Source organism: Elusimicrobium minutum Pei191 (assembly GCF_000020145.1).
Taxonomy (GTDB): Bacteria; Elusimicrobiota; Elusimicrobia; order Elusimicrobiales; family Elusimicrobiaceae; genus Elusimicrobium; species Elusimicrobium minutum.
On the sequence record NC_010644.1, the window covers coordinates 1,086,446 to 1,108,404 of the forward strand.

19 protein-coding genes are annotated in these 21,959 nt (G+C 39.2%); 11 read left to right on the plus strand and 8 right to left on the minus strand.

The window, feature by feature from the left end; genetic code table 11:
• Positions 1-5: 5 nt before the first annotated feature.
• Together EMIN_RS05095 and EMIN_RS05100 are read right to left on the minus strand one after the other, a co-directional pair.
• The gene (locus EMIN_RS05095) at positions 6-1,631 is read right to left on the minus strand and encodes an ATP-grasp domain-containing protein (protein ID WP_012415164.1); all 1,626 of its coding nucleotides are present in this window, start codon (positions 1,629-1,631) and stop codon (positions 6-8) included.
• 388 nt (positions 1,632-2,019) lie between these two features.
• Positions 2,020-2,433: a cupin domain-containing protein gene (locus EMIN_RS05100; protein WP_012415165.1), complete on the minus strand. Its 414-nt coding sequence runs from the start codon at positions 2,431-2,433 to the stop codon at positions 2,020-2,022.
• Positions 2,434-2,560: 127 nt separating this feature from the next.
• Here EMIN_RS05100 and EMIN_RS05105 point away from each other — a divergent pair, with 127 nt between their 5' ends.
• The 4 genes from EMIN_RS05105 (at position 2,561) to EMIN_RS05125 (ending at position 5,650) form a co-directional block, all read left to right on the plus strand.
• A complete protein-coding gene (locus EMIN_RS05105) occupies positions 2,561-2,881 on the plus strand; it encodes a winged helix-turn-helix transcriptional regulator (protein ID WP_012415166.1) in 321 nt (106 codons plus the stop codon).
• A gap of 536 nt (positions 2,882-3,417) precedes the next feature.
• Positions 3,418-4,626, plus strand: a complete 1,209-nt coding sequence (locus EMIN_RS05115; RefSeq protein ID WP_012415168.1) for an OmpP1/FadL family transporter — start codon at positions 3,418-3,420, stop codon at positions 4,624-4,626.
• Positions 4,627-4,673: 47 nt separating this feature from the next.
• Positions 4,674-5,066 (plus strand): protease inhibitor I42 family protein, encoded by a 393-nt coding sequence (locus tag EMIN_RS05120; RefSeq protein WP_012415169.1) that lies wholly within the window; start codon positions 4,674-4,676, stop codon positions 5,064-5,066.
• 83 nt (positions 5,067-5,149) lie between these two features.
• Complete coding sequence (locus EMIN_RS05125; RefSeq protein ID WP_012415170.1) at positions 5,150-5,650, plus strand: META domain-containing protein; 501 nt, start codon at positions 5,150-5,152, stop codon at positions 5,648-5,650.
• 34 nt (positions 5,651-5,684) lie between these two features.
• Here the strand turns inward: EMIN_RS05125 and EMIN_RS05130 are convergent, their stop codons facing one another.
• Entirely contained in the window at positions 5,685-6,152 is a 468-nt protein-coding gene (locus EMIN_RS05130) for a DUF2798 domain-containing protein (protein WP_012415171.1), read from the minus strand.
• A 92-nt stretch (positions 6,153-6,244) separates the two neighbouring features.
• Between EMIN_RS05130 and EMIN_RS05135 the strand changes: the two genes are divergently transcribed.
• From EMIN_RS05135 to EMIN_RS05150, 4 genes are all read left to right on the plus strand, one after another.
• Positions 6,245-6,571 carry a phasin family protein gene (locus EMIN_RS05135; RefSeq protein ID WP_012415172.1) on the plus strand — a complete coding sequence of 109 codons (327 nt, stop codon included), beginning with the start codon at positions 6,245-6,247 and terminating at the stop codon, positions 6,569-6,571.
• Positions 6,572-6,634: 63 nt separating this feature from the next.
• On the plus strand, positions 6,635-8,329 hold the full coding sequence (locus tag EMIN_RS05140; protein ID WP_012415173.1) for an ABC1 kinase family protein: 1,695 nt from the start codon (positions 6,635-6,637) through the stop codon (positions 8,327-8,329).
• 91 nt (positions 8,330-8,420) lie between these two features.
• Positions 8,421-9,491: a hypothetical protein gene (locus EMIN_RS05145; protein WP_012415174.1), complete on the plus strand. Its 1,071-nt coding sequence runs from the start codon at positions 8,421-8,423 to the stop codon at positions 9,489-9,491.
• 185 nt (positions 9,492-9,676) lie between these two features.
• Positions 9,677-11,365 (plus strand): diphosphate--fructose-6-phosphate 1-phosphotransferase, encoded by a 1,689-nt coding sequence (locus tag EMIN_RS05150; protein WP_012415175.1) that lies wholly within the window; start codon positions 9,677-9,679, stop codon positions 11,363-11,365.
• A gap of 54 nt (positions 11,366-11,419) precedes the next feature.
• Here the strand turns inward: EMIN_RS05150 and EMIN_RS05155 are convergent, their stop codons facing one another.
• The 3 genes from EMIN_RS05155 to EMIN_RS05165 all read right to left on the minus strand — a co-directional run bounded on the left by EMIN_RS05155 (position 11,420) and on the right by EMIN_RS05165 (position 14,448).
• The gene (locus EMIN_RS05155) at positions 11,420-11,710 is read right to left on the minus strand and encodes a TRL domain-containing protein (protein WP_012415176.1); all 291 of its coding nucleotides are present in this window, start codon (positions 11,708-11,710) and stop codon (positions 11,420-11,422) included.
• Between the two features lie 264 nt (positions 11,711-11,974).
• Positions 11,975-13,855: an Orn/Lys/Arg family decarboxylase gene (locus EMIN_RS05160; protein WP_012415177.1), complete on the minus strand. Its 1,881-nt coding sequence runs from the start codon at positions 13,853-13,855 to the stop codon at positions 11,975-11,977.
• A 98-nt stretch (positions 13,856-13,953) separates the two neighbouring features.
• Positions 13,954-14,448 carry a hypothetical protein gene (locus EMIN_RS05165; RefSeq protein ID WP_012415178.1) on the minus strand — a complete coding sequence of 165 codons (495 nt, stop codon included), beginning with the start codon at positions 14,446-14,448 and terminating at the stop codon, positions 13,954-13,956.
• A gap of 126 nt (positions 14,449-14,574) precedes the next feature.
• On the opposite strand from EMIN_RS05165, the gene EMIN_RS05170 reads away from it, so the two are divergent.
• The 3 genes from EMIN_RS05170 to EMIN_RS05180 all read left to right on the plus strand — a co-directional run bounded on the left by EMIN_RS05170 (position 14,575) and on the right by EMIN_RS05180 (position 19,864).
• Entirely contained in the window at positions 14,575-15,222 is a 648-nt protein-coding gene (locus EMIN_RS05170) for a carbonic anhydrase family protein (RefSeq protein WP_012415179.1), read from the plus strand.
• A gap of 206 nt (positions 15,223-15,428) precedes the next feature.
• The gene (locus tag EMIN_RS05175) at positions 15,429-18,830 is read left to right on the plus strand and encodes an acyl-[ACP]--phospholipid O-acyltransferase (RefSeq protein WP_012415180.1); all 3,402 of its coding nucleotides are present in this window, start codon (positions 15,429-15,431) and stop codon (positions 18,828-18,830) included.
• Positions 18,831-18,847: 17 nt separating this feature from the next.
• Positions 18,848-19,864: a hydroxyacid dehydrogenase gene (locus EMIN_RS05180; RefSeq protein ID WP_012415181.1), complete on the plus strand. Its 1,017-nt coding sequence runs from the start codon at positions 18,848-18,850 to the stop codon at positions 19,862-19,864.
• 31 nt (positions 19,865-19,895) lie between these two features.
• Here EMIN_RS05180 and EMIN_RS05185 read toward each other — a convergent pair whose 3' ends face one another.
• Together EMIN_RS05185 and dapF are read right to left on the minus strand one after the other, a co-directional pair.
• A complete protein-coding gene (locus EMIN_RS05185; protein ID WP_012415182.1) occupies positions 19,896-21,125 on the minus strand; it encodes an LL-diaminopimelate aminotransferase in 1,230 nt (409 codons plus the stop codon).
• Positions 21,126-21,128: 3 nt separating this feature from the next.
• A complete protein-coding gene (dapF, locus tag EMIN_RS05190) occupies positions 21,129-21,953 on the minus strand; it encodes a diaminopimelate epimerase (protein ID WP_012415183.1) in 825 nt (274 codons plus the stop codon).
• Positions 21,954-21,959 lie beyond the last annotated feature (6 nt).

The following is a 21,959-nucleotide window of genomic DNA, read 5'->3' on the forward strand; positions in this document are numbered from 1 at the left end:
TAAAATTATAAAATTTTTATTTCCCCGGTTTTTTCGATGCGGCCTTTATCTCCTGTTTTAAATAAAAAGGGCTCCGCGGCCACGGGAAGAAAAACGCTGTAAAACGGATTAGGGATAAGAGTTTCTTTAGTCCGTTTATCCTCATAAAGCTGTTTGCCCGCTATATACACATCTCCAATTTCACCGTTAAGGCAGGGCAGCATTAAGTCATTTAAAACATATAAAACACTGTTTTCAAAATCTTTATATTTTAATTCAAAACCTTTAAAAAGAGTGTCATATTCATCACATAAAGAGCCTTTATCCTTAATTTTTGCTAAAAGTTCCTTTTCAAAAGCCATAGGCACGGCGTCTTTAGGCTCATACAAAAGGCCGGGCGCGCAAACTTCTAAAAATCGCGCGGTTTTATAGGCGTTTATAATCTCTTCCTCTTGCTCGCTTATAAAAACACCTTCACCGGGCATTGTAGGCATATCAATAGTTTTTTTAACGCGCATACTTTGCCGGGCAAGCGCAAAAGTCAGCTCTCTAACGCAGGGAAGCTCCCCTAAACTGTCAAAAACAGGAAGGGAAGATATTTCCGCATTCGCATAAGAAATAAAATATTTATAAAGAAAAGATTTTTTGGGATTATAAGGCTTAAGCATATTTTCTTTATGCTTTACGCCGTCAAGATAGCTGTCAAGAATCAAATCAATGCTGTTGCGGCCCAAGGCTTCCCAATAAATTTCGCTAAGCCTTCCCATAACTCTGGCGCCTGTTTCTATAAGAACCGGGCCTTCGGGTGTAAGCATTATTTCCGTGTGGGACGCGCCGTATTTAATACCCAAAACATTAAGAACTTTAAAAGTATAATCTACGCATTCTTTAAATTCCGGAGTAAGGTTTTTTATTAAAAGAGAAGCGTCGTATACAGGGTTTTTATCAACGGTTAATATTTTGTTGTAAATCATTACATCAGTTAAAATATGCTCCCCCCCGCGCGAAACGCAGTTAACAACAATTTCTTTGCCTTCTATAAACTGCTCAACCAAAACCTCGTCATTTTTTCTGCCAAAGCCGTCTTTTGTGCCTATCAAAGACTCAAAAGCCTTTTTTACGCTGTCCTTATCTTCACAAACTTTAACACCGTCAGTTCCCGCGCTCATAAGCGGTTTTATAACAATTTTTTTAAAATTATTTTTTTCAATCCAGGAAAGAGCCTCTTCAACCTTGGCTGTTTTTAAAAAAGAGATATATTTTAAGCCCGCGTTTTTAAGAGCCTGCTGCATAAGGTGCTTATCCCTTCTAAGGGCAACTGTCTTAAAATCATTGGAAGGCAGTTTAAAGTATTCGGACAAACGTTCCGCTACTTCCACGCCGCTTTCCGTACCGGGTATAACAGCGGCGAAATTATGTTTGCCAAATTCTTCCAACAAGGACTGGAGTGAATCAGGCATGAGATAAGTTGTTTGATAACTTGTCCCTATTTGCGAGGCAATGTATTTTTCAATAACATCTTGCGGAAGTGAAGTATTTTTTTCCATCCCCGAAGTAAGGTGAAAAGGAGTAATGCCTCTTTCTTTTAGGCGGTCAGCATAATATTTACCTGTGGAGTATCCGTCAACTATAAGTACTTTGCCTTTATCCATAATAAACCTTTACAATGAACTATATTAAATGAAAACCGCTCCCTTACTGAAAACTTAAGGAGCTTTATGGAAAGAAGCGACAAGGAAAGTAAACATTTTTAATAAATCTATATGAGCCTACTTCCTTAGCCGCATTTTACTTAAACAAAGATTTTCTCAAATCCCGTTTTGCGCTTTCCGCTCATATTTTCAGGCGCTTTTACCGATATAATCTATTATATCAATATTTTATATATCAATATTTTGATTTTCAATATATAATTTTTAAAAAAGATATACGTAAAACTGTTTTTTGCACCTTATCTATATATCCGAATCATTATACCCAAATCATTTTAAAAATAAAAAAAAACCCGCCGGCTTAAGCGGGGTTTTAATTTATTTATATTTAAGCGATTACGCCGTCATTTTGCGTCCATTGCCGCAAGGAATTTTCCTTGGCCTGCACAACCATATACACCATTTCGGAGTCTGGCGCGCTTTCCAATATCCTTTTGCCTTTGGGTGCCACTCTTACCAGACTTCCCTCTTCTATAGGAAAAGAAACGCCGTCAACCTCAAAAATTCCTTTGCCTTTTATAACTATGTAAACTTCTTCATTTTGTTTATGAATATGCGCGAAAGGCAGTCTTGTGCCCGCGGGAAGCAGCTGAAAAGAAATTTCAACCGAAGTGGCTTTAATCATTTCTTTTAAAAACACCTTTCCTTTTGTTTCGGTATATTTAGACAAATCATCAAATTTCCCTATATTTAACGCAGTGAAGTTTGCTTCTTCCTTAGTTATTTCCATCTTTTTAGACATATATTTATTCTCCTTTTTTAAACCTTTATAGTATAATAATAACTATTAGTATGTTTTGTAAAGTAAGCACTTAAAAGTTATCTAGCATCCTTTTAGATACTATTGTAAACATAAAAAGGAGTTCTTTATGAAAAAAAAATTACCTTTATGCCCTGTTGAAGTAACACTGTTTTTAATAGGAGATAAATGGAAAGTATTGATAATAAGGGATTTAATAAACGGCACAAAACGCTTTGGAGAACTTAAAAAATCCATAGGATCGGTAACGCAAAAAGTTTTAACTTCCAATTTACGAGAAATGGAAAAACACGGCCTTGTATTAAGAAAAGTTTATGCGGAAGTTCCGCCCAGGGTAGAATATTCTTTATCCGAAAAAGGATTAAGTTTAAGGCCTGTTTTAGATTCTTTGTATAAATGGGGTGAGAAATACCAAAAAACATCACTATAGCTATTTGTAAAAAATAAACGCCTGTCCGTAAAGCAAAACCACTTCTTCCGACGCTGAAAGGCACAATATACCGTATAAGCGCCCGGCAAACACAGCGTTTTAATATAAAACAAGATGTGTTAAGCATTATCAAAACAACTCCCATTTTAAATGTAGCGGTTAAATTCTTTTTTTGTTATACTTAACAAATAGGATAACTTTTTATATGGAAAATATTCTTTTAATAATAATTTCGTTATTTGCCTTAATTTTGCCTTTTTTAGTTGTAAAGGTTTTGGCATTTTTTTTACCCGTTTCAAAAAAAAGTAAAAACAAAAACTTAAAAAATGTTTATGTATATAATTTTATTATTAAGGAAAACTTTCAAAAACTATCCCTTTTGCAGGAACTTAACTTCTTTAGGTCTTTCTTCACTCCGGTATAGCAATTCTTTTTAATTAACCTAATTCTATTGCCCATGGCGGGCAATATTTCCGCTTTTACGCCAGTTTAGGGTATTTAAAGCGTTTGGAACGAAAAAAATTAAAAGGAAATTTATGAAATTTAAAATATTAAAAAAAGCATTATTATGTTTAATGCCGTTTTGCTGTGGAATTTATTTAAACGCGGCGGGATTCGCGCTTTATGAATTCAGCGCAAGGGGCAACGCCATGGGCGGCGCCGTACTGGCAAACAAAGCGGAACCCGCCTCCATAGCTTCAAACCCCGCTCTTATCACACAATTAGAAGGTGCCCAAATACAAGCGGGCGTAACAGCCATTATAGTTGAAGGTTCAACCTCGTTAAACAATGATAAAAGAGATTTAGAAACAGGCGTTTTTTACCTGCCGACCTTCTATTTTACCAAGCAAATGAGAGAACATATAGTCTTAGGCGTGGGTTTCTTTTCACGCTTTGGGCTTGGCGGCAAATATAAAGATTACGGCACCTGGCTGCCCGCGATATCGGAAAGACAGTCCTACAGAATGGATTTGGTAACATACTCCTTTAACCCGGTTATGGCTTCCCAAGTAACGGACGAGCTTTCTTTAGCAGGCGGTTTTGAAATTATGTACGCCAGTTTAACAGAGGAAAAAGGCCCCGGCAACGCAAACAGAATTGAAATTGAAGGTGATTCCATAACCTGGGGCGCTAACTTCGGCCTTCATTATAAGCCCGAATGGGCTGATAAATGGGCCGCCGCCGTTACTTACCGCACAAAAACAAGACATTTGGCCAGCGGAAAGGTAACGGGACACGGTTTATACAGCCCCGCCACGGGCGACGCTACCGCCGCGCTCGCTTTGCCTGATCAGCTAGCTTTCGGCCTTTCGTTTACACCTACAGAAAGGCTTATTCTTGAAGCGGGCATCACCGGCGTGTTTTGGAGTTCTTATAAACAGCTTAAAATCGATTATGACGATTTGTCAAAAGGATCTTCAAACGAGTATAAGCATTATAGGGACGTTTTCCGCCTTTCTTCCGGCATGGAATTTGCGGTAACAGAAAATTGGGATATACGTTTTGGTTATGTATATGACGAATCCCCCATTAACCCTGATTTTATGGATACAATGGTACCCGCGGATGACAGGCATATCTTCAGCACGGGTTTAGGTTATAAAAGAAGCAACTGGGGCGCGGATATATCCTATTCTTATATGTATGTAAAAGATTTATCCGGTACTACGGAACACGGCACCCCCGCGAAATATGAAAACGCCCGAAGCCAAATGATAGGCCTAAGTTTAAAGTACGCGTTTTAAAATTTTATTAAAATATAAACGTAGGAAATTTATTTTAGGAGTTCCTTATGAAAAAATACATAGCGTTGTTTGCTATTGTTCTTTTTATAGCGGCCTGCGCAGGCAAACAGGATAAAAACCGCCAGCAAAAAGATTTGAATGCGTATAAAACGCATTCGCTTTCTTTAATGTATAACGGCGACACGGGTTATATATGGTTTTTAAACAAGCCTGAAAATCTTAAAATGGTGCAACTGGTATCGGAAGAAAGTACCAAAGGCGCGTTTGAACCTACAAGGCTTGGCAATCCGCACACGCAGACTTTTACGTTTAAATTAATAAAACCTTCAATTAAAGAGGAAACTGTTGTTTTCCATTTTAACCACCCTTTGGAAAGACATGATACTCCGCCCGAAGGGGTAAGGGAGTTTGTGTTAAGAGCTTCCGATTTTGCTAAGTAATTTATATTTTCAGTTTGAAAATTAATTTTATTAATAAAATTAATATAATATAAGTGACAAATTAAAAGGTGAGGGAAACTAATATGAATATAAAAAAAGCAACTGTTCTTACAGCTGTTATCGCGGTATGCGGCTTTTTATTCGCAGCATGCTCAGCGTCTAAAACCGTAAAAAATGAAGGCGATTTTAACAATGACGTTAAAGGCACCATATGGCAGCTTTCACAGGTAAAAACAGCGGGCAAAGTAACCTTTGACCACGCCAACCTTAAACAGGACGAATATTTTAGGGACATTTATACCCTGCAGTTTAGTGAAGACCGCGTTTCTGGCAAAGCCGCTCCCAACAGATACTTCGGCCCGTTTACATTGGGCGAAAAAAACGAAATTTCTTTTAAACACTTTGGCAGCACAATGATGATGGGTATAAAAACCCCCGAAGGTTTGGCTGAACACGAATACTTTCAGCTTATGTCAAAAGTTTACCAGTGGTCATATTCAAAAGGCCAGTTATTTCTTTATGCAAAAAACAATAATGACGAAAAAGTTTTATTAATTTTTAACCCTTTTGAACAACAACAGTAAAAAAACAAAAAGCCCGCTTTTAAGCGGGCTTTTTTTACGCTTCGGATTTCCTTCTGAAAACTATTTGAAAAACAAAATTTACAAACGGACCTGCTAAGAACAGCTGCAAACAAAGAGCAAAGCCGAAATTGCGCGCCAGTGATGCTCCCCAATATAAAGGTAAGCGCGCGCTTAGGCCATTATGTAAAATACTTACAAATAAAGTCATACACGGCGCCATAACAAGCACTGTGCAAAACCTTCTCGCGGTGATAATTGTTTTTTTATCGGCTTTTTTAAAATCTATAAAATAATAAATCAGTTTAGAAGAAAGCGGCCCACCTATAAACTTTTGCATAAAAAACGCACCCAACGCTTCGGGCCACATACTAAGCAAGGCGTATAAAAGAACATAACCTTTAAAACCTGTTTTATAAACGGCGTTATATAAAGTCATAAAATAAACCATTACAAACACCATAATTAAAGAAAAAAATAACTTTTCGTATTTTGTTTCCGGCATAACAAGTAAAAACCTCCATTTTATTTACAAAAAAACAAAGCATTAATTTAGTACAATCATACTAGAAGTTATCTTAGTCTGAGGGTACTGCTATGAAAAACTTAGAAACGGCATTTTATTCCGGCATAGGAATGGCTTTAAAAGGAAAAAAGAAAGTTGAAGAAATCGCAAAAAAATTAGTAAAAGACAGCAAAATGGAAGCCAAAGAAGGCAAAATGTTTGTTGACAAAGCGGTGAAACAAGCTGAAGAAGCTAAAAAAGAATTATCCAAACATATCGATGACAGTGTTAAAAACGCCGTAATGAAAATGGGGTTTGTAAGCAAAAAAGAAGCGGACGCGCTTAAAGCTGAAATAGCAAAATTAAAACAACAGCTTAAAGCCAAAACCGCAAAAAAAACAACTTATAAAAAGAAATAAAATTGTTTTAAATCCCGCGCGCGGCTAAAGCGCGCGGGATTATTATTTAAAGGGGTAAATTATATGTTTGGATTTGTTTCAAAAACCATACGCCATACACACCGTTATACGGAAATTGTTACCATTTTGGTTAAATACGGAATGGGCGACATAATGCGCAGCCTTAAAATAACGGATATGTTTCCCTTCACAAAAAAACTGCTTCCCAAAGTGGATAATAAATCCGTTTCTTCTTTTAACAAATGGGAAAATATAAGAATGGCATTGGAAGAACTTGGCCCAACATTCATAAAACTTGGGCAAATGTTAAGCAACCGTCCGGATATTATTCCCCTGCAATTAATTAAAGAACTTGAAAAACTGCAAGACACCGTACCCCCTTTTGAGCATGAAGAGGCTGTTAAAATAGTTGAAAGCGAACTTGAAGGCAAAATAAGTGAAAATTTTTCCTATTTCAGTAAAAAACCTATAGCCGCTGCCTCTATTGCACAAGTGCATAAAGCAAGGCTGCCTGATGCAACCACCGTTGCTGTCAAAGTGCAGCGCCCGGGTATTGAAGAAATTATTGGCGTAGACGTTGAAATACTGCATAATCTTGCCTCTTTGGCGGGAAATAATATCACGGAATTAAAATATTTTAACCCCGTGGGCATAATTAAACAATTTGAAGAACATATAAAAGAAGAACTTGATTTTAATAAAGAAAGACTTAATATAGAGCGGTTTCAAAGAAATTTCCAAAAAGACGGACGCGTGCACGTATTAAAAGCGCACAAAAAATATTCCGCCAAACGCGTGCTTACCATGGAACTTATAGAAGGCGTTAAAGTAAGCCGCATAGCTGAGGAAAACCTTGAAGGTTACGACCGCGGGCTGATAGCCAAAAACGGCGCGCAGATAATTCTAAAACAGATTTTCATAGATGGCTTTTTTCATGCCGACCCACACCCGGGCAACATAATAATTTTAGAAAACAATAAAATATGTTTTATTGATTTTGGTATGATGGGCAGTTTGAGCCAATCGCAAAAAGATGATTTGGGCACCTTAATAGTGGCGCTGATGTACCGCAACTCTTCACTTGTGACAAGCACAATACTTACAATAGTTAACAGGCCTGACCACCTCCAAACGCGCGAAATAGAATACAGGGTTGAAAAGCTTATCGAGCGTTACATTGACTTGCCGCTTGAAGAAATAAACGTTGGCGAATTGCTTTTATCTTTAACGCAAATGCTGCCTGAATTTGAACTAAATATGCCGCCAAACTTTTCTTTCATGGTAAAATCTTTAATTACCATTGAAGGCGTGGGCCGCCAGTTAGACCCCGAGTTTAGCGCAATGGCGGTAATAAAAGAATTTTCCCAAACAATAATAAAAAACCGCCTTAGCCCCAAAGGTTTTGCGATGTCTTCCATAATAACCTTAATGGAAACAAAAAAACTTATTGAAAACGCCCCCCGCGATATACGGGAGATTCTCAACAAAGCAAAACAGGGGCATATAAAAATTGAGTTTGAGCACAGACATCTGGGCAAATTAAGAAGAAGCTTGGAAGAAGCCAGCAATCGTCTGGTATTTGGCATTGCGCTGGGCTCGCTTATAATAGGTTCGTCTATCATGGTGCACGCAAACATAGCTCCCAGATGGAATGATATTCCGGTAATAGGTTTAATAGGTTTTTTAGTAAGCGGATTTATGGCGGCGTACATACTGCTGTCCTCAGTTTACGAAAATCTGAAAAAAAGAAAAAAATAACTCACCTTTTAAACCAAAGGCCTAAAGTCCTATATGCAATATGGGCCATTAGGCCCTTGCTTGTTTTATTTCCCTCTTTTAGAATATATATATGAGGAAATACTGCTTATTAATAATACTGTTGTTATCTGCCGTCCGGGTTTTTGCGGATGCGCGGTTAACAGACGTTTATAACAATATTTCCGCAGCCGTAAAAAACAGCCCCAACAGCAAGACTGTTAAAGAAATAAAAAAATCATACAAACCCAAAATTCCATGGTATATAATGGATGAAGAATACTTAATGGATTACGTAAAAAAGCACGCTACAGTGTATGGTGCGGAATCGCTTCCGTTTGATTTTTACTTTAATCTTTTTGATTCTAACGATTTAGTTTTATTCGGCGAAATACATGATTATAAAATTCCCAGAAAAATGTCTTTACGAATGGTATGGGAATATAATAAAAAATTTCCTTCCAAAGCCGTTAAAAATGTATTTTTTGAGGAAGATGAATCCTTCCAACATAAAGTAACCCAAATAGAAGAAGCATTCAAAGACGCTGATGAGAAAGAAATAGAAAAAAGGTGCGACAGCTTTTACTCCTCATACTGTATACCGGACGAAGCCGCCTGCAGGCTTATAGCGCAAGGAGTTAAATTTACTTTTATAGATTTAGACCATGACCCTTCAATGAGATATATAAAAGGAACTTCAATAAGTTTGCTTTCCGATGAGGGCCTTACAAAAAGAAACGAGGCAATGTTTAAAAAAATAAAAGAAGCCGTTGAAAAAGACGAAAAGTCGGTCTTTTTAGGCGGGCAGGCTCATATTTATAACTATGGGTTTAATGGCAACAGCCAAACCTTAACAATGTTGGCAAAAAATAATTTTAATAAAAACATAAAGTTTACCTCCGTTATTCACGCTGGCGGAGCGTGGGAAGATGACGGGCTGCTTCCCAGGCACATTATTGAAGAAACAAAAGATTATAAATCTTTTAAAGGCAAGGGCAGTCCTGATAAGTTTGAAAAGTGGCAGGCTACCTACGCTTTTGAAGAAAACGCCGTAATTAAAATGGTTCCGAAAGGCATGGAAAAACACTCCGCCTACAAAGCGCCTCCGGCGGATTATATGGTTATTTTCCATAATAAATTATATTCTAAAAATATTTTTAAATAATAAAACGCTCCCTTTTACACGCTTTTTTCGCGTATAATTTTTTATTCTTTTTTATATGCCGTGTTGTCCTAAACCCGCTTTATTTTCCGCAATCATAATATTTCCTTTTTATCTCTATAAACTATTTGATTTAATTATGTATAATTTAGTGTAAGATTTATCTAAATATCAGGAGATAAAACACTATGGCTAAGACGTATAAAATAAAAAACTGTTCCGAACTTCAGGCGGAAAGATTAAATTTTAAACCTACCCTTCCCGAAATGTTTAAAAACGGACCTGCTTCCGTTAAAGTAAAATTAGGAAAAACCACAAAATCTGTAGCGGACCAGGCTACGGTAAAAAAAATGTTCCCCCATACTTACGGTCTTCCAGAAATATCTTTTGTTAAAGGAAAAAGCTCCGCTGATACAAAAAAAGCGATTAAAGCGGCTGTTGTGCTTTCAGGCGGCCAGGCTCCCGGCGGGCATAATGTTATAGCAGGTATTTTAGACGGTCTTAAAAAAGCAAATCCAAAAAACCGCTTATTCGGTTTCTTAAAAGGCCCCGGCGGTGTTTTGGAAAACAAACTTAAAGAAATTACCCCGACTTTAATGGCCCAATACAGAAATACAGGCGGTTTTGATTTAATACAATCAGGCAGAACAAAAATTGAAACGCCCGAACAGCTGGGCCAAGCTAAAGAAAATATTTTAAAAGGCAAATTTGACGCTTTTATAGTTGTGGGCGGGGACGACTCCAACACTAACGCCGGCGTTATTGCAGAATATTTTAAACAAGAAGGCATGCATACAAGCGTTATCGGCGTGCCTAAAACAATCGACGGCGATTTAAAAAATGAGCATATTGAAACCTCTTTCGGTTTTGATACGGCCACAAAAATTTATTCAGAACTTGTAGGCAACATTTGCCGCGACGTAAACTCAGCTCAAAAATACTGGCACTTTGTAAGACTAATGGGCAGAAGCGCGTCCCACATAGCGTTAGAGGTAGGTTTTAAAACACAGCCCAACATTGTATTAATCGGCGAGGAAGTTTTAGCCAAAAAAATGACGCTTGCCCAAATTATAGACTATTTAGCAAAAACAATTGTAGCCAGGTCAGCGGACGGCAAAAACTTCGGCGTAGCTTTAGTGCCCGAAGGTTTAATTGAATTTATTCCTGAAATGAAAGAGCTTATTTCCGCCCTTAACGATGTTCTTGCCGACCATGAGTCCGCTTTGGAAAAAATGCACACCATTGAGGAAAAGAAGGAATTTGTTATTTCCAAACTTTCACCAAAACTTGCTAAGTTAATGAAATCATTGCCCGCGGGCATAGCGTCACAGCTTATGTTAGACAGAGATCCGCACGGCAACGTTCAGGTTTCTCTTATTGAAACGGAAAAACTGCTTGTTGAAATGCTTCACCACAAACTCGCAGAGCTTAGAAAGGCCGGTAAATTTAAAGGCAAATTCTCAGCCATTATGCACTTTTTCGGTTATGAAGGACGCTGCGGAATTCCTTCCAACTTTGACGCTAACTACTGCTACGCTTTAGGTTATAACGCGGCCGTACTCGCGCTTAACAAATGCAGCGGTTATTTATCATCCGTTAAAAAACTTGTTAAACCCGCTAAAAACTGGGAATGCGGCGGCATACCTTTAACAATGATGATGAATATTGAAAGAAGAAAAGGCAAAGAAAAACCCGTTATTAAAAAAGCGCTTGTCGAACTTAAAGGTGAGCCGTTTAAATACCTTGTTAAAAACAGAGATAACTGGGCAAAAACAGAGTCTTACATCTTCCCCGGGCCTATACAATATTTCGGCCCCGCTCACGTAACGGATATGACCACAAAAACACTCCAATACGAACAAGCTAAAAAGAAATAAATATTTACAAAAAAAAGCCCCGCTCTAAAGAGCGGGGCTTTTTTTTGCATCAAATTAATGTCCGTAAACTTTTAAGCAGGACTTTCCGTAAACAATAAAGCTTGTGTTTGAATATTCAACATATTTAACCTGTTTCAAACCACCTTTTTTGGTAGCTGCAAAAATATCTCTTTCACCAAAAGGGATAAACAAGATGAAGTGCCTGCAGGACTGGGCTGTTTTGATATTTTGCACATCAGAAAAATCCAACGAAGTAACATCCACAACATTAGATATGGGGGATGTCGTGGAAGCGCATGCCGCAAGCATAAGCGTTGCAGCCATAAGATATAATACTTTTTTCATTTTATCTCCAATTAACCTGGGTATTGCGGGTTTGTTGCCGCAGGTTTTATTATATTAATTTATATATATTTCTAGTGATTTATATATATCTATCATTTTCTGCGGGTTTGGCTTTTTTTTTGCCCGCATTAAACAGTTTTTTTCTATTTATAAAAGAAGTAAATTTCCGGTGTTTAACAATATGCCTTTTAACAGATTGTTCTTTAGAAGTTTTTTAGTATTTTTAACGGGCCGGAGCAGCTTTCTAATTATTCATAAATAAGACTACTGCGCCGCGGCCTCTTTTTTAGACCTTTTAAGGCAGCTTATTCTATATTCAATTTTGCCGTCCTCATTTTCAATCTTTTTAACGCCATGAAACTCCGTTGAAAAACCCGGGAACATATTATCAAACCTCTCACTCATGCGCAAAAAGTCAAGTATGCCGCCGCTTTGGGGAAACCTTTCCCCCGGCATTATAAGCGGTATTCCGGGCGGGTAAGGCAAAATCATAAAGACGGCTACTCTGCCAGCTATTTCATCAAGGCTTAAGTATTCGGCCTTACTGTCAACAAGGCCGTAATAAGCCTTGTGCGGGGCCATAACCTGCTCGGGCAAATCATTATACATTTTGGGAATAATTTCAAATATTTGGTTGATATATAAAAAATCATGCACTTTATTAGCTAAATCTTTTAACCCCATTTCCGGTGTATAAATATGCGGATAATCATTAATTAACTCAGGAAAAATACCGGATATAGGCTCATTTCTGTCATAAAGCGTTTTAAACTCGTCAAGCGCTTTAACAAGCCTTTCCTCTTTTTGTTCGCCCACGCCGGGCGCGAATAAGAAAAGAATATTATAAAAACCTGTTTTTTCAGGTATAATTTTTCGGGTATTTAAAAATTTGCTTACTATACTTGCCGGTATACCAAAGGGCTGCATTTCGCCGTTCTCCTCAATACCCGGGGTAAGCAAAGTTACTTTTAAAGGATCAAGCAAAACATTTTCTTTTTCCAACCCTTCAAATCCGTGCCAAGGTTCCGAACCGTCAATAATCCAGTTTTTAGGATCTTTGTTAACATGTTTTAGCTTCATTTCCTGCTGCCAAAGTTCAAAATACCAACTGTCGGCTTTTTTATGTTTTTTATATCTGTTAATAATTTCTTTTCTGAATTTAATGGCCTCGTCCAAGGCTTTGCCCATAAGTTTTTCCCCGTCGGAATCCATTATAGCGGCGGAAATATCTATTGAGGCGAACAACGGGTAAAAAGGCGATGTGCTGGCGTGGAACAGGTTGGCTTCTTTTAAACCCTGCACGTCAAGCTCAAATTTATTCGTTCCCATTTTATAATGAAGCATTGAACCTTGGGAAAACGCCCACAAAAGTTTATGCGTTGACTGCGTGGCAAAAACCGGCGGCCTTTTTACGCCGCGTTTTTTTTGATACGGACTCATAGCGTAGCGGTTAGCGTAAAAAGGGTGAAAGTGTCCGTAAGCATACCAGGCCTCGTCAAAATGTAAAAAATGTGTAAGCGCGGACATTTTTTCTTTTATTTTATCGACGTCATAGATAAGCCCGTCGTATGTGGAGTTTGTTAAAACCGTAAGCTGCACTTTGCGTATTCTTTTGTTTGTTACTATGGGGCTTTCTTTTATTTTTTGTTTAATAGCCTCATGCGTAAACTCGCTTTGAGGTACCGGGCCTATAAGCCCGTAAGAATTTTTTGCCGGTTTTAGATAAATGGGAGTTACCTCATTTAAAATAATGGAATGCATTATCGACTTATGGCAGTTGCGCCCGACAAGCACAATATCTCCCGGCGCGCAGGTGGCGAAAAACACCACTTTATTAGCGGTTGAGGTGCCATTAAGAACAAAAAACGTCGTGTCCGCGCCGAATATTTCCGCCGCGTTTTTCTCGGCGTCTTCCGCGGCGCCTTCATGGTCTAAAATAGTGCCTAAAGAAGGAACGCTGCTTGATATATCGGCGCGGAAAATATTCTTTCCGAAAAACTCGTAAAATTCACGCCCCAATACGCTTGATTTAAGGCCCTGCCCGCCGCCGTGGCCCGGAGTGCTCCACATATCGGCCTTTGTAAGGGCAAAATTTTTTAACGCCTTAAAAAAAGGCGCGGCTTCTTTTTTTTTATCGCTGTCCACTTAAGCGCATCCTCCCGCATTTATACTAAAATAATTATACTAATAAAAACTTCCTCCATGATATATCGCGGAGGAAGTTTACGCCAAAATAAAAATTATTAAAGCCTTTTTACCGGCCGGGCTTCAATATAACCCCTATAGCCGCGTGGTTCCGGCTGGAATATGGGCCCCTCTTCCGGCGCCCAAGCAAAGCCTTCGGGCCGCGGGTCATACTCTTCTATAATATGCCTAATTTCAGCTATAGCCTCTTCGGCTCTATCTTCGTCAAAAACAGGCCCTTGAAAAAGCATAAGTTCAAAAGAAGGTATGTCAATAATTTCAAACCCTTCCGGGATTTTGCCGTCGTAATTTCCATGCATTACAACGCCTTGAACATATTCAGATGTCCCGGGCTTAAGCAGCTCTTTGGTCAATAATATGCCTATTGGCTCAAAAAGCGCATTTTTTATACCGCGCAGTTTATTCCAAATTTCAGAACCATTTTCTTCCAGGTATTCCTTACAGGTTTTTGCTTTGGCTCCGCGTTTTATTATCGCTTTTTTAGGGTTAATTTTTAAAACCCTGACTTTTACGGTTATTTCCTGTTCTGGCATATCCCCTCCTTTATACAGCGGTTTACCTTTTATTATACCGCAATAATGCAAGGGGTTTACCTTTTATTAGGAAAACTAAAAATATTTATTGCCAAGTGAAGAATGAAATTCATATAATTTTAAAGAATGAAAGATAAAAAAATCCTTAGAAATCGGCTTCTTACTGCAGAACAACAGGCCAAACTAACCCCGGCCCAAGTGTTATCTATTTTAAAAAAAGGAAATAAGGAATTTACCGAAGGAAAACTTACCGTACGAAATAATACTAAAAGGGTACGTTCGGCCGCTATGGGACAATATCCGAAAGCGGTAATATTATCATGTTTAGATTCCCGCGTACCCGTTGAAGACGTATTTCACAGAGGTATAGGCGACATTTTTGTAGCCCGCGTCGCCGGTAATATTATAAATGACGATATTGTAGGCTCCTTTGAGCTTGCCTGTTCAAGCGGGGCAAAGGTAATTTTAGTTATGGGGCATGAAAACTGCAGCGCCATAACAGCGGCCGTAAACCGCGTAAAGCTGGGCAAATTTACATCTCTTTTAAAAAAAATAAGCCCGGCCGTAAAAGAAATAAACAAAACATTTAAAGGGAAAAAGACCGCGTGTAACCTTGAATATACAAACGCAATAACCCACATGAACGTGAGAATGGCTATACGCCGGCTCAGGGCAAAAAGCCCTATGATTAAAAAGATGGAAAAAGAAGGTAAAATAATAACTGTAGGCGCTATGTATAATATGAAATCGGGCAAAGTAGATTTCTTTGAATAACCCCGCGCAGCCTCTTTTAACGGCAACTCTTCTATATATCATAACTCAAAAAGAACGCAACCATACTTCCTTACTCTTAATTTTTAATCTGTATTAAAAACCCGCACGCAAAGCGGGGGTATATCTTAAATGATATAATGTAAAAGTCGGGATGATACCCGACAACGCAAAGAGCACTAAGCGTAATATATCATTGTGGAGAGTTTATGTTAAAATTTTGGAGTCTTATAAGTAATAAAGGATTAAGCGGCAACTTATACGCGCACTTCTTTTCTAATTTCAACGACAACTTTATAAGAAGCGCTTTTGTAGCGCTCACCTTATATTCTTTATCGGAAACTACTAATTATCAACAAGGGCTTTGGATGTTTTCCGGGATATTGCTGTTTATTATCCCGTTTTTTATTTTTACGGTCTTTGCAGGCGAAGTAGCGGACAAAATACAAAAAAATAAACTTATAAAAAATATTAAAACGGCGGAAATTATAGTTTGCGCTATGGCCATTTTAGGTTTGGCGTTGGGAAGCAAATGGCTGCTTCTTATAGTACTGCTGGCAAAAGGAACATTATCCTCCTTTTTGGGCCCAGTCAAATACAGCATTCTTGTTGATAACGTAGGTAAGGAAAAACTTCTAGACGCCAACGCATTAATGCTTATAGCCGGCTGCGCAGCTTTGTTTTTTGGATTAATAAGCGCGCCGCTTTTCGGATACTGGGGAAAAACGGTTATTTTAGCTTTTACCGCAATAATGGGCTTGCTTTCAACGCTTATTATACCCGACGGTGAAATAAATGACCCCGGACATAAAATACAAACCAACTTTTTAAGTTTAAATATAACTAATTTCCGCCTGGCTATACATTCAAGGGATATCTTTTTGTGCACGTTTGGCATAGCCTGGTTTTGGCTTATAGCCAGCGTATTGTTTACGCAGCTGCAAACTATTATTATTGATAACTTCGCAATAGGTAATAAAATTTTTACATATCTTTTCTTTATAATAATTTTCGCGTTCTCTTTAGGTACCGTTGCCTGCAGAACTCTTTTAAAAGGAGAGGTCAATACAAGGTTTGCCCCGTTAAGTTTTGTACTTTTAACTATTTTTATATTAGACTTAGCCTACGTAGCGGCCACCATACCGGCGGACCCTTCAATATATCTTTTCCGTACTTTCTTTTTTAAACACGGTATAAGGATTTCCATAGATTTATTTTTTACGGCGTTTTTCAGCGCTATATTTGTTTTGCCTCTTCACGCTATGTTACAAGCCGCCGCGCACAAGCAAATACGTTCGCGTATGTTAGCCGTGTCACAGGTAACCATAGCCGGGTTTATTATAGCGGCCAGTTTTGGCACTTTTACTTTATTAAAACTGGATGTGAGGCCCGTATCGATATTAAGCATGCTTGCTTTAGGTAATACATTCTTCGCAATAGGAATTGTCCTTCTACTTCCCAAACATATTTTACGCTCCGTGCTTACCACAATACTTGATTTTATTTACGGAGTACAGTTTGAAGGTATTGAAGAGCTTAGGAAAAACAAAGGAAACGCTGTTATCGTGGCAAATCAAAATTCTTTGTTAGACCCGCTTATTTTAGCCATATATCTTCCGGGCAGGCCGTATTTTGCCGTTGACACCGAAACAGCCCGGAAATTTTGGATACGCCCGTTTTTAAAGCTTATAAGATATTATGTTGTTGACGCTTCTAACCCAATGATTATAAAGTCAATGATTGAGGAAGTTAAAAAAGGCAATAAGCTTGTTATTTTCCCTGAAGGGCGCGTAAGCACCACGGGAGGTATTATGAAAATACACCCTGGTCTTGCCATGATTGCCGAACGCAGCGGGGCGGATATAATACCCGTATCAATAGAAGGAACGCAGTTTTCAATATTCTCACGCTTCGGACGCGATTTTAAAAAGAAGCCGGAGCGCGATGTTACCGTAAAAATAAGCAAACCGCGCAAATTAAACGTGAACCCGGCCCTTAAAGGTATAGAAAGGCGCGCCGCCGCAGATAACGCGCTTTACGATATTATGGCATTAATGAAGTTTGATAACGTCAATACAAATCAAACCATTTTTAACAGTTTCATTAACGCGCGTTACCAAATAGGGTACCGCTTTGAAATAATGGAGGATATTAACAGAAAACCCGTTTCTTACGGCAAAATATTAACGGCGGCGTTTGTTTTAGGCGATAAATTTACCAAAACAACAAAACCCGGCGAGTTTAGCGGCGTGTTTTTACCCACTTCAAACGCTTGCGCGATAACTATGCTCGCGCTGCACGCTTACGGCCGCGTTCCAGCTATGATAAACTTTTCCACCGGTATAAAAAATGTATGCAACTCATGTAAAACCGCGGGCATTAAAACTGTTTTTTCAGCCAAGGTTTTTATAGAAAAGGCCGATATGCAGCCTATGGTAGACGCTTTAAGAGAAAACGGCATTAACGTTATTTTTATAGACGAATTTAAAATAACCGCTATGAACAAAATACTGGGGCTTATTAAGTCCTTTTTCCCCAGGTTTACTTATAACTTTTATACCGTTATGCCAAAACCTACAGACCCGGCGTTTTTGCTTTTTACATCAGGCTCGGAAGGCTCGCCAAAAGGCGTGGTATTAAGCCATAAAAATCTCCTATCAAACATCGCGCAGGTTTCAAGCGTTTTGCCCTTAAGCGTCAACGACAGGATTTTTTGCTGTATGCCGCTGTTTCACTCCTTCGGGTTAACGGCGGGCTTCCTGCTGCCCGCTCTTTCGGGTTTTAAAACATTTTTCTACCCGTCTCCTTTACATTACCACGTTATACCGCAGCTTGTTTACGATACCAACTCCACAATATTATTCGCTACGGATACATTCCTGTCGGGTTATGCTAAAACCGCCCACCCGTTTGATTTTTATAGCCTGCGTCTTGTGGGTATGGGCGCGGAAAAAATGAAAGAGGAAACCTTTAACATTTGGGCAAGGAAATTCGGTCTTAGAATATTGGAACTTTACGGAGCTACGGAAACGTCGCCGGGGATAGCTTTTTCAACTCCCATGCATTTTAAACTGGGTTCCGCGGGCCGCATTTTACCGGGCGTTGATTACCGTCTAGAGCCTGTTGAGGGTATAGAAAGCGGCGGCAGGCTTATAGTTAAAGGCGACAATATTATGAGCGGCTATATTAAAGCCGACAACCCGGGCGTTATACAACCCCCGCCCGAAGGCTGGTATGATACGGGAGATATTGTTGATATTGATAAAGAAGGCTTTATCTTCATCAAAGGCCGCGCCACAAGATTTGCCAAAGTAGCTGGTGAAATGGTGCCGCTCCTTGCCGTTGAAACGGAAATCAATAACTACTGGCAGGATTATCAGCAGGCTCTTGTTTCCATACCTGATGAAAAAAGGGGCGAGCAGCTTATTTTGTTTACCACAAGGGAAGACGGCTCCAGAACAGATTTATTAAAATACTTCCAGCAAATAGGCCAGCCTGAATTATTTGCTCCTAAAATTATTGAGCATATTAAAGAAATTCCTTTAATAGGAACAGGAAAAATTGATTATATAACGCTTACGGCAATGGCTAAGGAAAAGTTTTTAAAATAAAAAAACCGGGGGATGTTATGAAAATAGTGTTTTTTGATTTAGACGAAATAAAGCCCGATAAAGAAATATTAGACGGCTCGAATGTTAACGTTGAGGTTATTGAGCTTTCCAAAAACGTGTTTGAAACAGATGAAAACGACAACGTGTTTGACGCAGAAGGAATTTCTTTATTTTCAACGTCAAGAAAAATAGGTTCGGATATATTATCAAAATTTCCTAATTTGAAATTTATTTCCGTACGCTCAACAGGTTTTGACGCCATTGACACCACTTACTGTAAAGAAAAATCTATAAGAGTGTTTAACGTGCCCAGATACGGCGAAACAACCGTTGCTGAATATACTATCGGCATGATTTTCGCGCTTACAAGAAATATAGTACGCGCGAATAATGACATGAAGGACAGAAACCAGCTTGATATCAAATCCTACAGCAGCAGGGATTTGGAAGCTTGGACTTTAGGCGTTTTAGGCGCGGGCGCCATTGGCAGAAGCGTTATTAATAAAGCCCAATGCCTTGGCATGAATGTTATAGCTTATGACCCGTACCCTTCCAAAGACTTCCCGAACATAAAATACGTAAGTTTGGAAGAGCTTATTAAAAACTCCGACATAATTTCGCTTCACGTTCCTTCCACCAAAGAAAACTACCATATGATAGGCGAAGAGAATTTTAAAAAAATGAAAAAAGGCGTTTATATTATCAACACCGCGCGCGGCGATTTGATTGATAATAAAGCCCTTTACGGGGCGCTCCTTTCCGGTCATGTGGCGGGAACGGCGCTTGACGTGCTTGAGGAAGAAGGTCTTATGGTTGGCGATGATACCTTAGGCATGCTTGCCCAAAGAACAAAAGAAGAGCTGTTTACCTATTCAATAAATACAAAACTTATGAATTTGGATAATGTTATAGTAACGCCGCATATAGCGTTTGACACTTTAGACGCGAGAAAAAGAATTATGACGCAAACTTGCAAAAACATAGCGGGCTATTATAACGCTGAGCTAGAAAAACCCAGTGAACCTAAGATTTAAAAAAAGCCCCCGCGTTTTACGGGGGTTTTTTTTATAATTTTAACTGTTTAATTCTTTCAACGGCCTTAATTGTATTTTCCCTGCTGCCAAATGCCGTAAGCCTAAAGCAGCCTTCGCCGCAAGGGCCAAAGCCCGCGCCCGGAGTGCCTACCACGTTTGCTTCTTTAAGCAGTTTGCCAAAGAAATCCCACGAGGTTACCCCTTTAGGAAGTTTAATCCAAATATAAGGCGCGTTAACGCCGCCAAATATTTTTAAACCTAAAGAACGCAAACCTTCACGTATAATTTTGGCGTTTTCCATATAATAGGCTATATTTTCTTTAATCTGCTTTTGCCCTTCCGGGGAATAGACGGCCTCCGCCCCTTTTTGCACTATATAAGGAACGCCGTTAAATTTTGTTGACTGCCTGCGGCCCCATAAAGAGTTTAAAGAATGTTCTCCCCCCTCTTTATCAAATACCTTGAGCGCTTTGGGAACAACAGTATAAGCGCATCTTGTACCTGTAAACCCCGCGGTTTTTGAGAATGAGCGGAACTCAACGGCTACTTTTTCCGCCCCGGGGATTTCAAAAATTGAATGCGGAATGTCAGGCTCGCTTATAAAAGCCTCGTAAGCGGAGTCAAATAAAATAACGGATTTATTGTTTAACGCGTACTCAACCCATTTGGAAAGTTCTTCTTTGTTTAAGCAGGTGCCCGTCGGGTTATTTGGGGAGCAAATATAAATTAAATCAACATGTTTTTTAGGCAATAAAGGAATAAAATTATTTTTTGCCGTACAGGGCAAATAAACTATTTTACTGTATTTACCTTTTTTAAAAGCGCCCGTTCTGCCAGCCATAACATTTGTGTCAAGATACACCGGGTACACCGGGTCCGTAATAGCAACGGACGCTTTGGCGTCAAAAATTTCCTGAAAGTTACCCACGTCGCTCTTAGCGCCGTCGCTTATAAAAACCTCATCTTCGGTAATTTGTACGCCTCTTGCCAAATAATCGGTTTCAACAATTTTTTGCCTTAAAAAATCATATCCGTAATCAGGCCCGTAGCCTTTAAAACTTGAGGAAACCGCCATTTCGTCAACCGCTTTGTGCATGGCTTCTATAACTGCCGAAGGCAATGGCAGAGTAACGTCGCCGATACCTAAACGTATAATTTCCGCCGAAGGATTTTCCTGTTTGTAAGCAGCCACTTTTTTAGCTATAGTTGAAAAAAGATAGCTGCTTTGTAATTTTAAATAGTTTTCATTAAGTTTTGTCATATTTTATTCTTTAAAAACCCCGCTAAAAACTTCCGTCGCCGGGCCTGTCATAAAAACAGAGGCTCCGTCATCGGGCCATTCAACGGTAAGCTGCCCGCCGTCAAGTTCTACTAAGGCAAGCCTTTCCGTTTTATTATTTAAAACACCGGCAACCAAGCTGGCGCAGGCGCCCGTGCCGCAGGCTAAAGTAATGCCTACACCGCGCTCCCAAACTTTCATACAAAGGCGCGAAGGCGTAATAACCTGCACAAACTCAACATTCGTTTTTTGCGGGAAAGCGGTGTTGTTCTCAACCTCTTTACCTGTTTTGGCGACATCGGTTTTCTTTATATCCTCAACAAAAATAACAAAATGGGGGTTGCCCATGGATACGCCGGTGCCTTTTATTTTCCCACCTTCAAGCTTAACAGGGATATCTACCGCTCTGCCATCTGAATCACTTATATTTAAAGGTATTTGCGCAGCGGTAAGCTTTGGCGCGCCCATATCAACTTTAACAAGATTTTCTGCCAGAAGTTCTGTTTTTATCGGCCCGGCAAGCGTTTCAAAGGTAAGCTTACGCTGAGGTTTAATATAATCAAAAACAAAACGCATGGCGCAGCGTATGCCGTTGCCGCACATTTCAGGCTCGGTCCCGTCAGAGTTAATAATTCTTATTTTATAATCTGCCGAAGCGGAAGGAAACACGGCTATAAGCCCGTCAGCCCCTATTCCGAAATGCCTGTCGCACAGTTTTTTTCCAAGCGCGTTTAAACCGTCAATTTTAATTTTAACACAGTCAATAAGAATAAAATCGTTGCCCAAACCCTGGTATTTAACAAATTCCATAAAAAC

What these genes read in the sequence shown, in the direction of transcription:
- EMIN_RS05095 (WP_012415164.1), bottom strand. Translation starts at nt 1,631, where the DNA reads ATGGATAAAGGCAAAGTACTTATAGTTGACGGATACTCCACAGGTAAA.
- EMIN_RS05100 (WP_012415165.1), bottom strand. Translation starts at nt 2,433, where the DNA reads ATGTCTAAAAAGATGGAAATAACTAAGGAAGAAGCAAACTTCACTGCG.
- EMIN_RS05105 (WP_012415166.1), top strand. Translation starts at nt 2,561, where the DNA reads ATGAAAAAAAAATTACCTTTATGCCCTGTTGAAGTAACACTGTTTTTA.
- EMIN_RS05115 (WP_012415168.1), top strand. Translation starts at nt 3,418, where the DNA reads ATGAAATTTAAAATATTAAAAAAAGCATTATTATGTTTAATGCCGTTT.
- EMIN_RS05120 (WP_012415169.1), top strand. Translation starts at nt 4,674, where the DNA reads ATGAAAAAATACATAGCGTTGTTTGCTATTGTTCTTTTTATAGCGGCC.
- EMIN_RS05125 (WP_012415170.1), top strand. Translation starts at nt 5,150, where the DNA reads ATGAATATAAAAAAAGCAACTGTTCTTACAGCTGTTATCGCGGTATGC.
- EMIN_RS05130 (WP_012415171.1), bottom strand. Translation starts at nt 6,152, where the DNA reads ATGCCGGAAACAAAATACGAAAAGTTATTTTTTTCTTTAATTATGGTG.
- EMIN_RS05135 (WP_012415172.1), top strand. Translation starts at nt 6,245, where the DNA reads ATGAAAAACTTAGAAACGGCATTTTATTCCGGCATAGGAATGGCTTTA.
- EMIN_RS05140 (WP_012415173.1), top strand. Translation starts at nt 6,635, where the DNA reads ATGTTTGGATTTGTTTCAAAAACCATACGCCATACACACCGTTATACG.
- EMIN_RS05145 (WP_012415174.1), top strand. Translation starts at nt 8,421, where the DNA reads ATGAGGAAATACTGCTTATTAATAATACTGTTGTTATCTGCCGTCCGG.
- EMIN_RS05150 (WP_012415175.1), top strand. Translation starts at nt 9,677, where the DNA reads ATGGCTAAGACGTATAAAATAAAAAACTGTTCCGAACTTCAGGCGGAA.
- EMIN_RS05155 (WP_012415176.1), bottom strand. Translation starts at nt 11,710, where the DNA reads ATGAAAAAAGTATTATATCTTATGGCTGCAACGCTTATGCTTGCGGCA.
- EMIN_RS05165 (WP_012415178.1), bottom strand. Translation starts at nt 14,448, where the DNA reads ATGCCAGAACAGGAAATAACCGTAAAAGTCAGGGTTTTAAAAATTAAC.
- EMIN_RS05170 (WP_012415179.1), top strand. Translation starts at nt 14,575, where the DNA reads ATGAAAGATAAAAAAATCCTTAGAAATCGGCTTCTTACTGCAGAACAA.
- EMIN_RS05175 (WP_012415180.1), top strand. Translation starts at nt 15,429, where the DNA reads ATGTTAAAATTTTGGAGTCTTATAAGTAATAAAGGATTAAGCGGCAAC.
- EMIN_RS05180 (WP_012415181.1), top strand. Translation starts at nt 18,848, where the DNA reads ATGAAAATAGTGTTTTTTGATTTAGACGAAATAAAGCCCGATAAAGAA.
- EMIN_RS05185 (WP_012415182.1), bottom strand. Translation starts at nt 21,125, where the DNA reads ATGACAAAACTTAATGAAAACTATTTAAAATTACAAAGCAGCTATCTT.
- dapF (WP_012415183.1), bottom strand. Translation starts at nt 21,953, where the DNA reads ATGGAATTTGTTAAATACCAGGGTTTGGGCAACGATTTTATTCTTATT.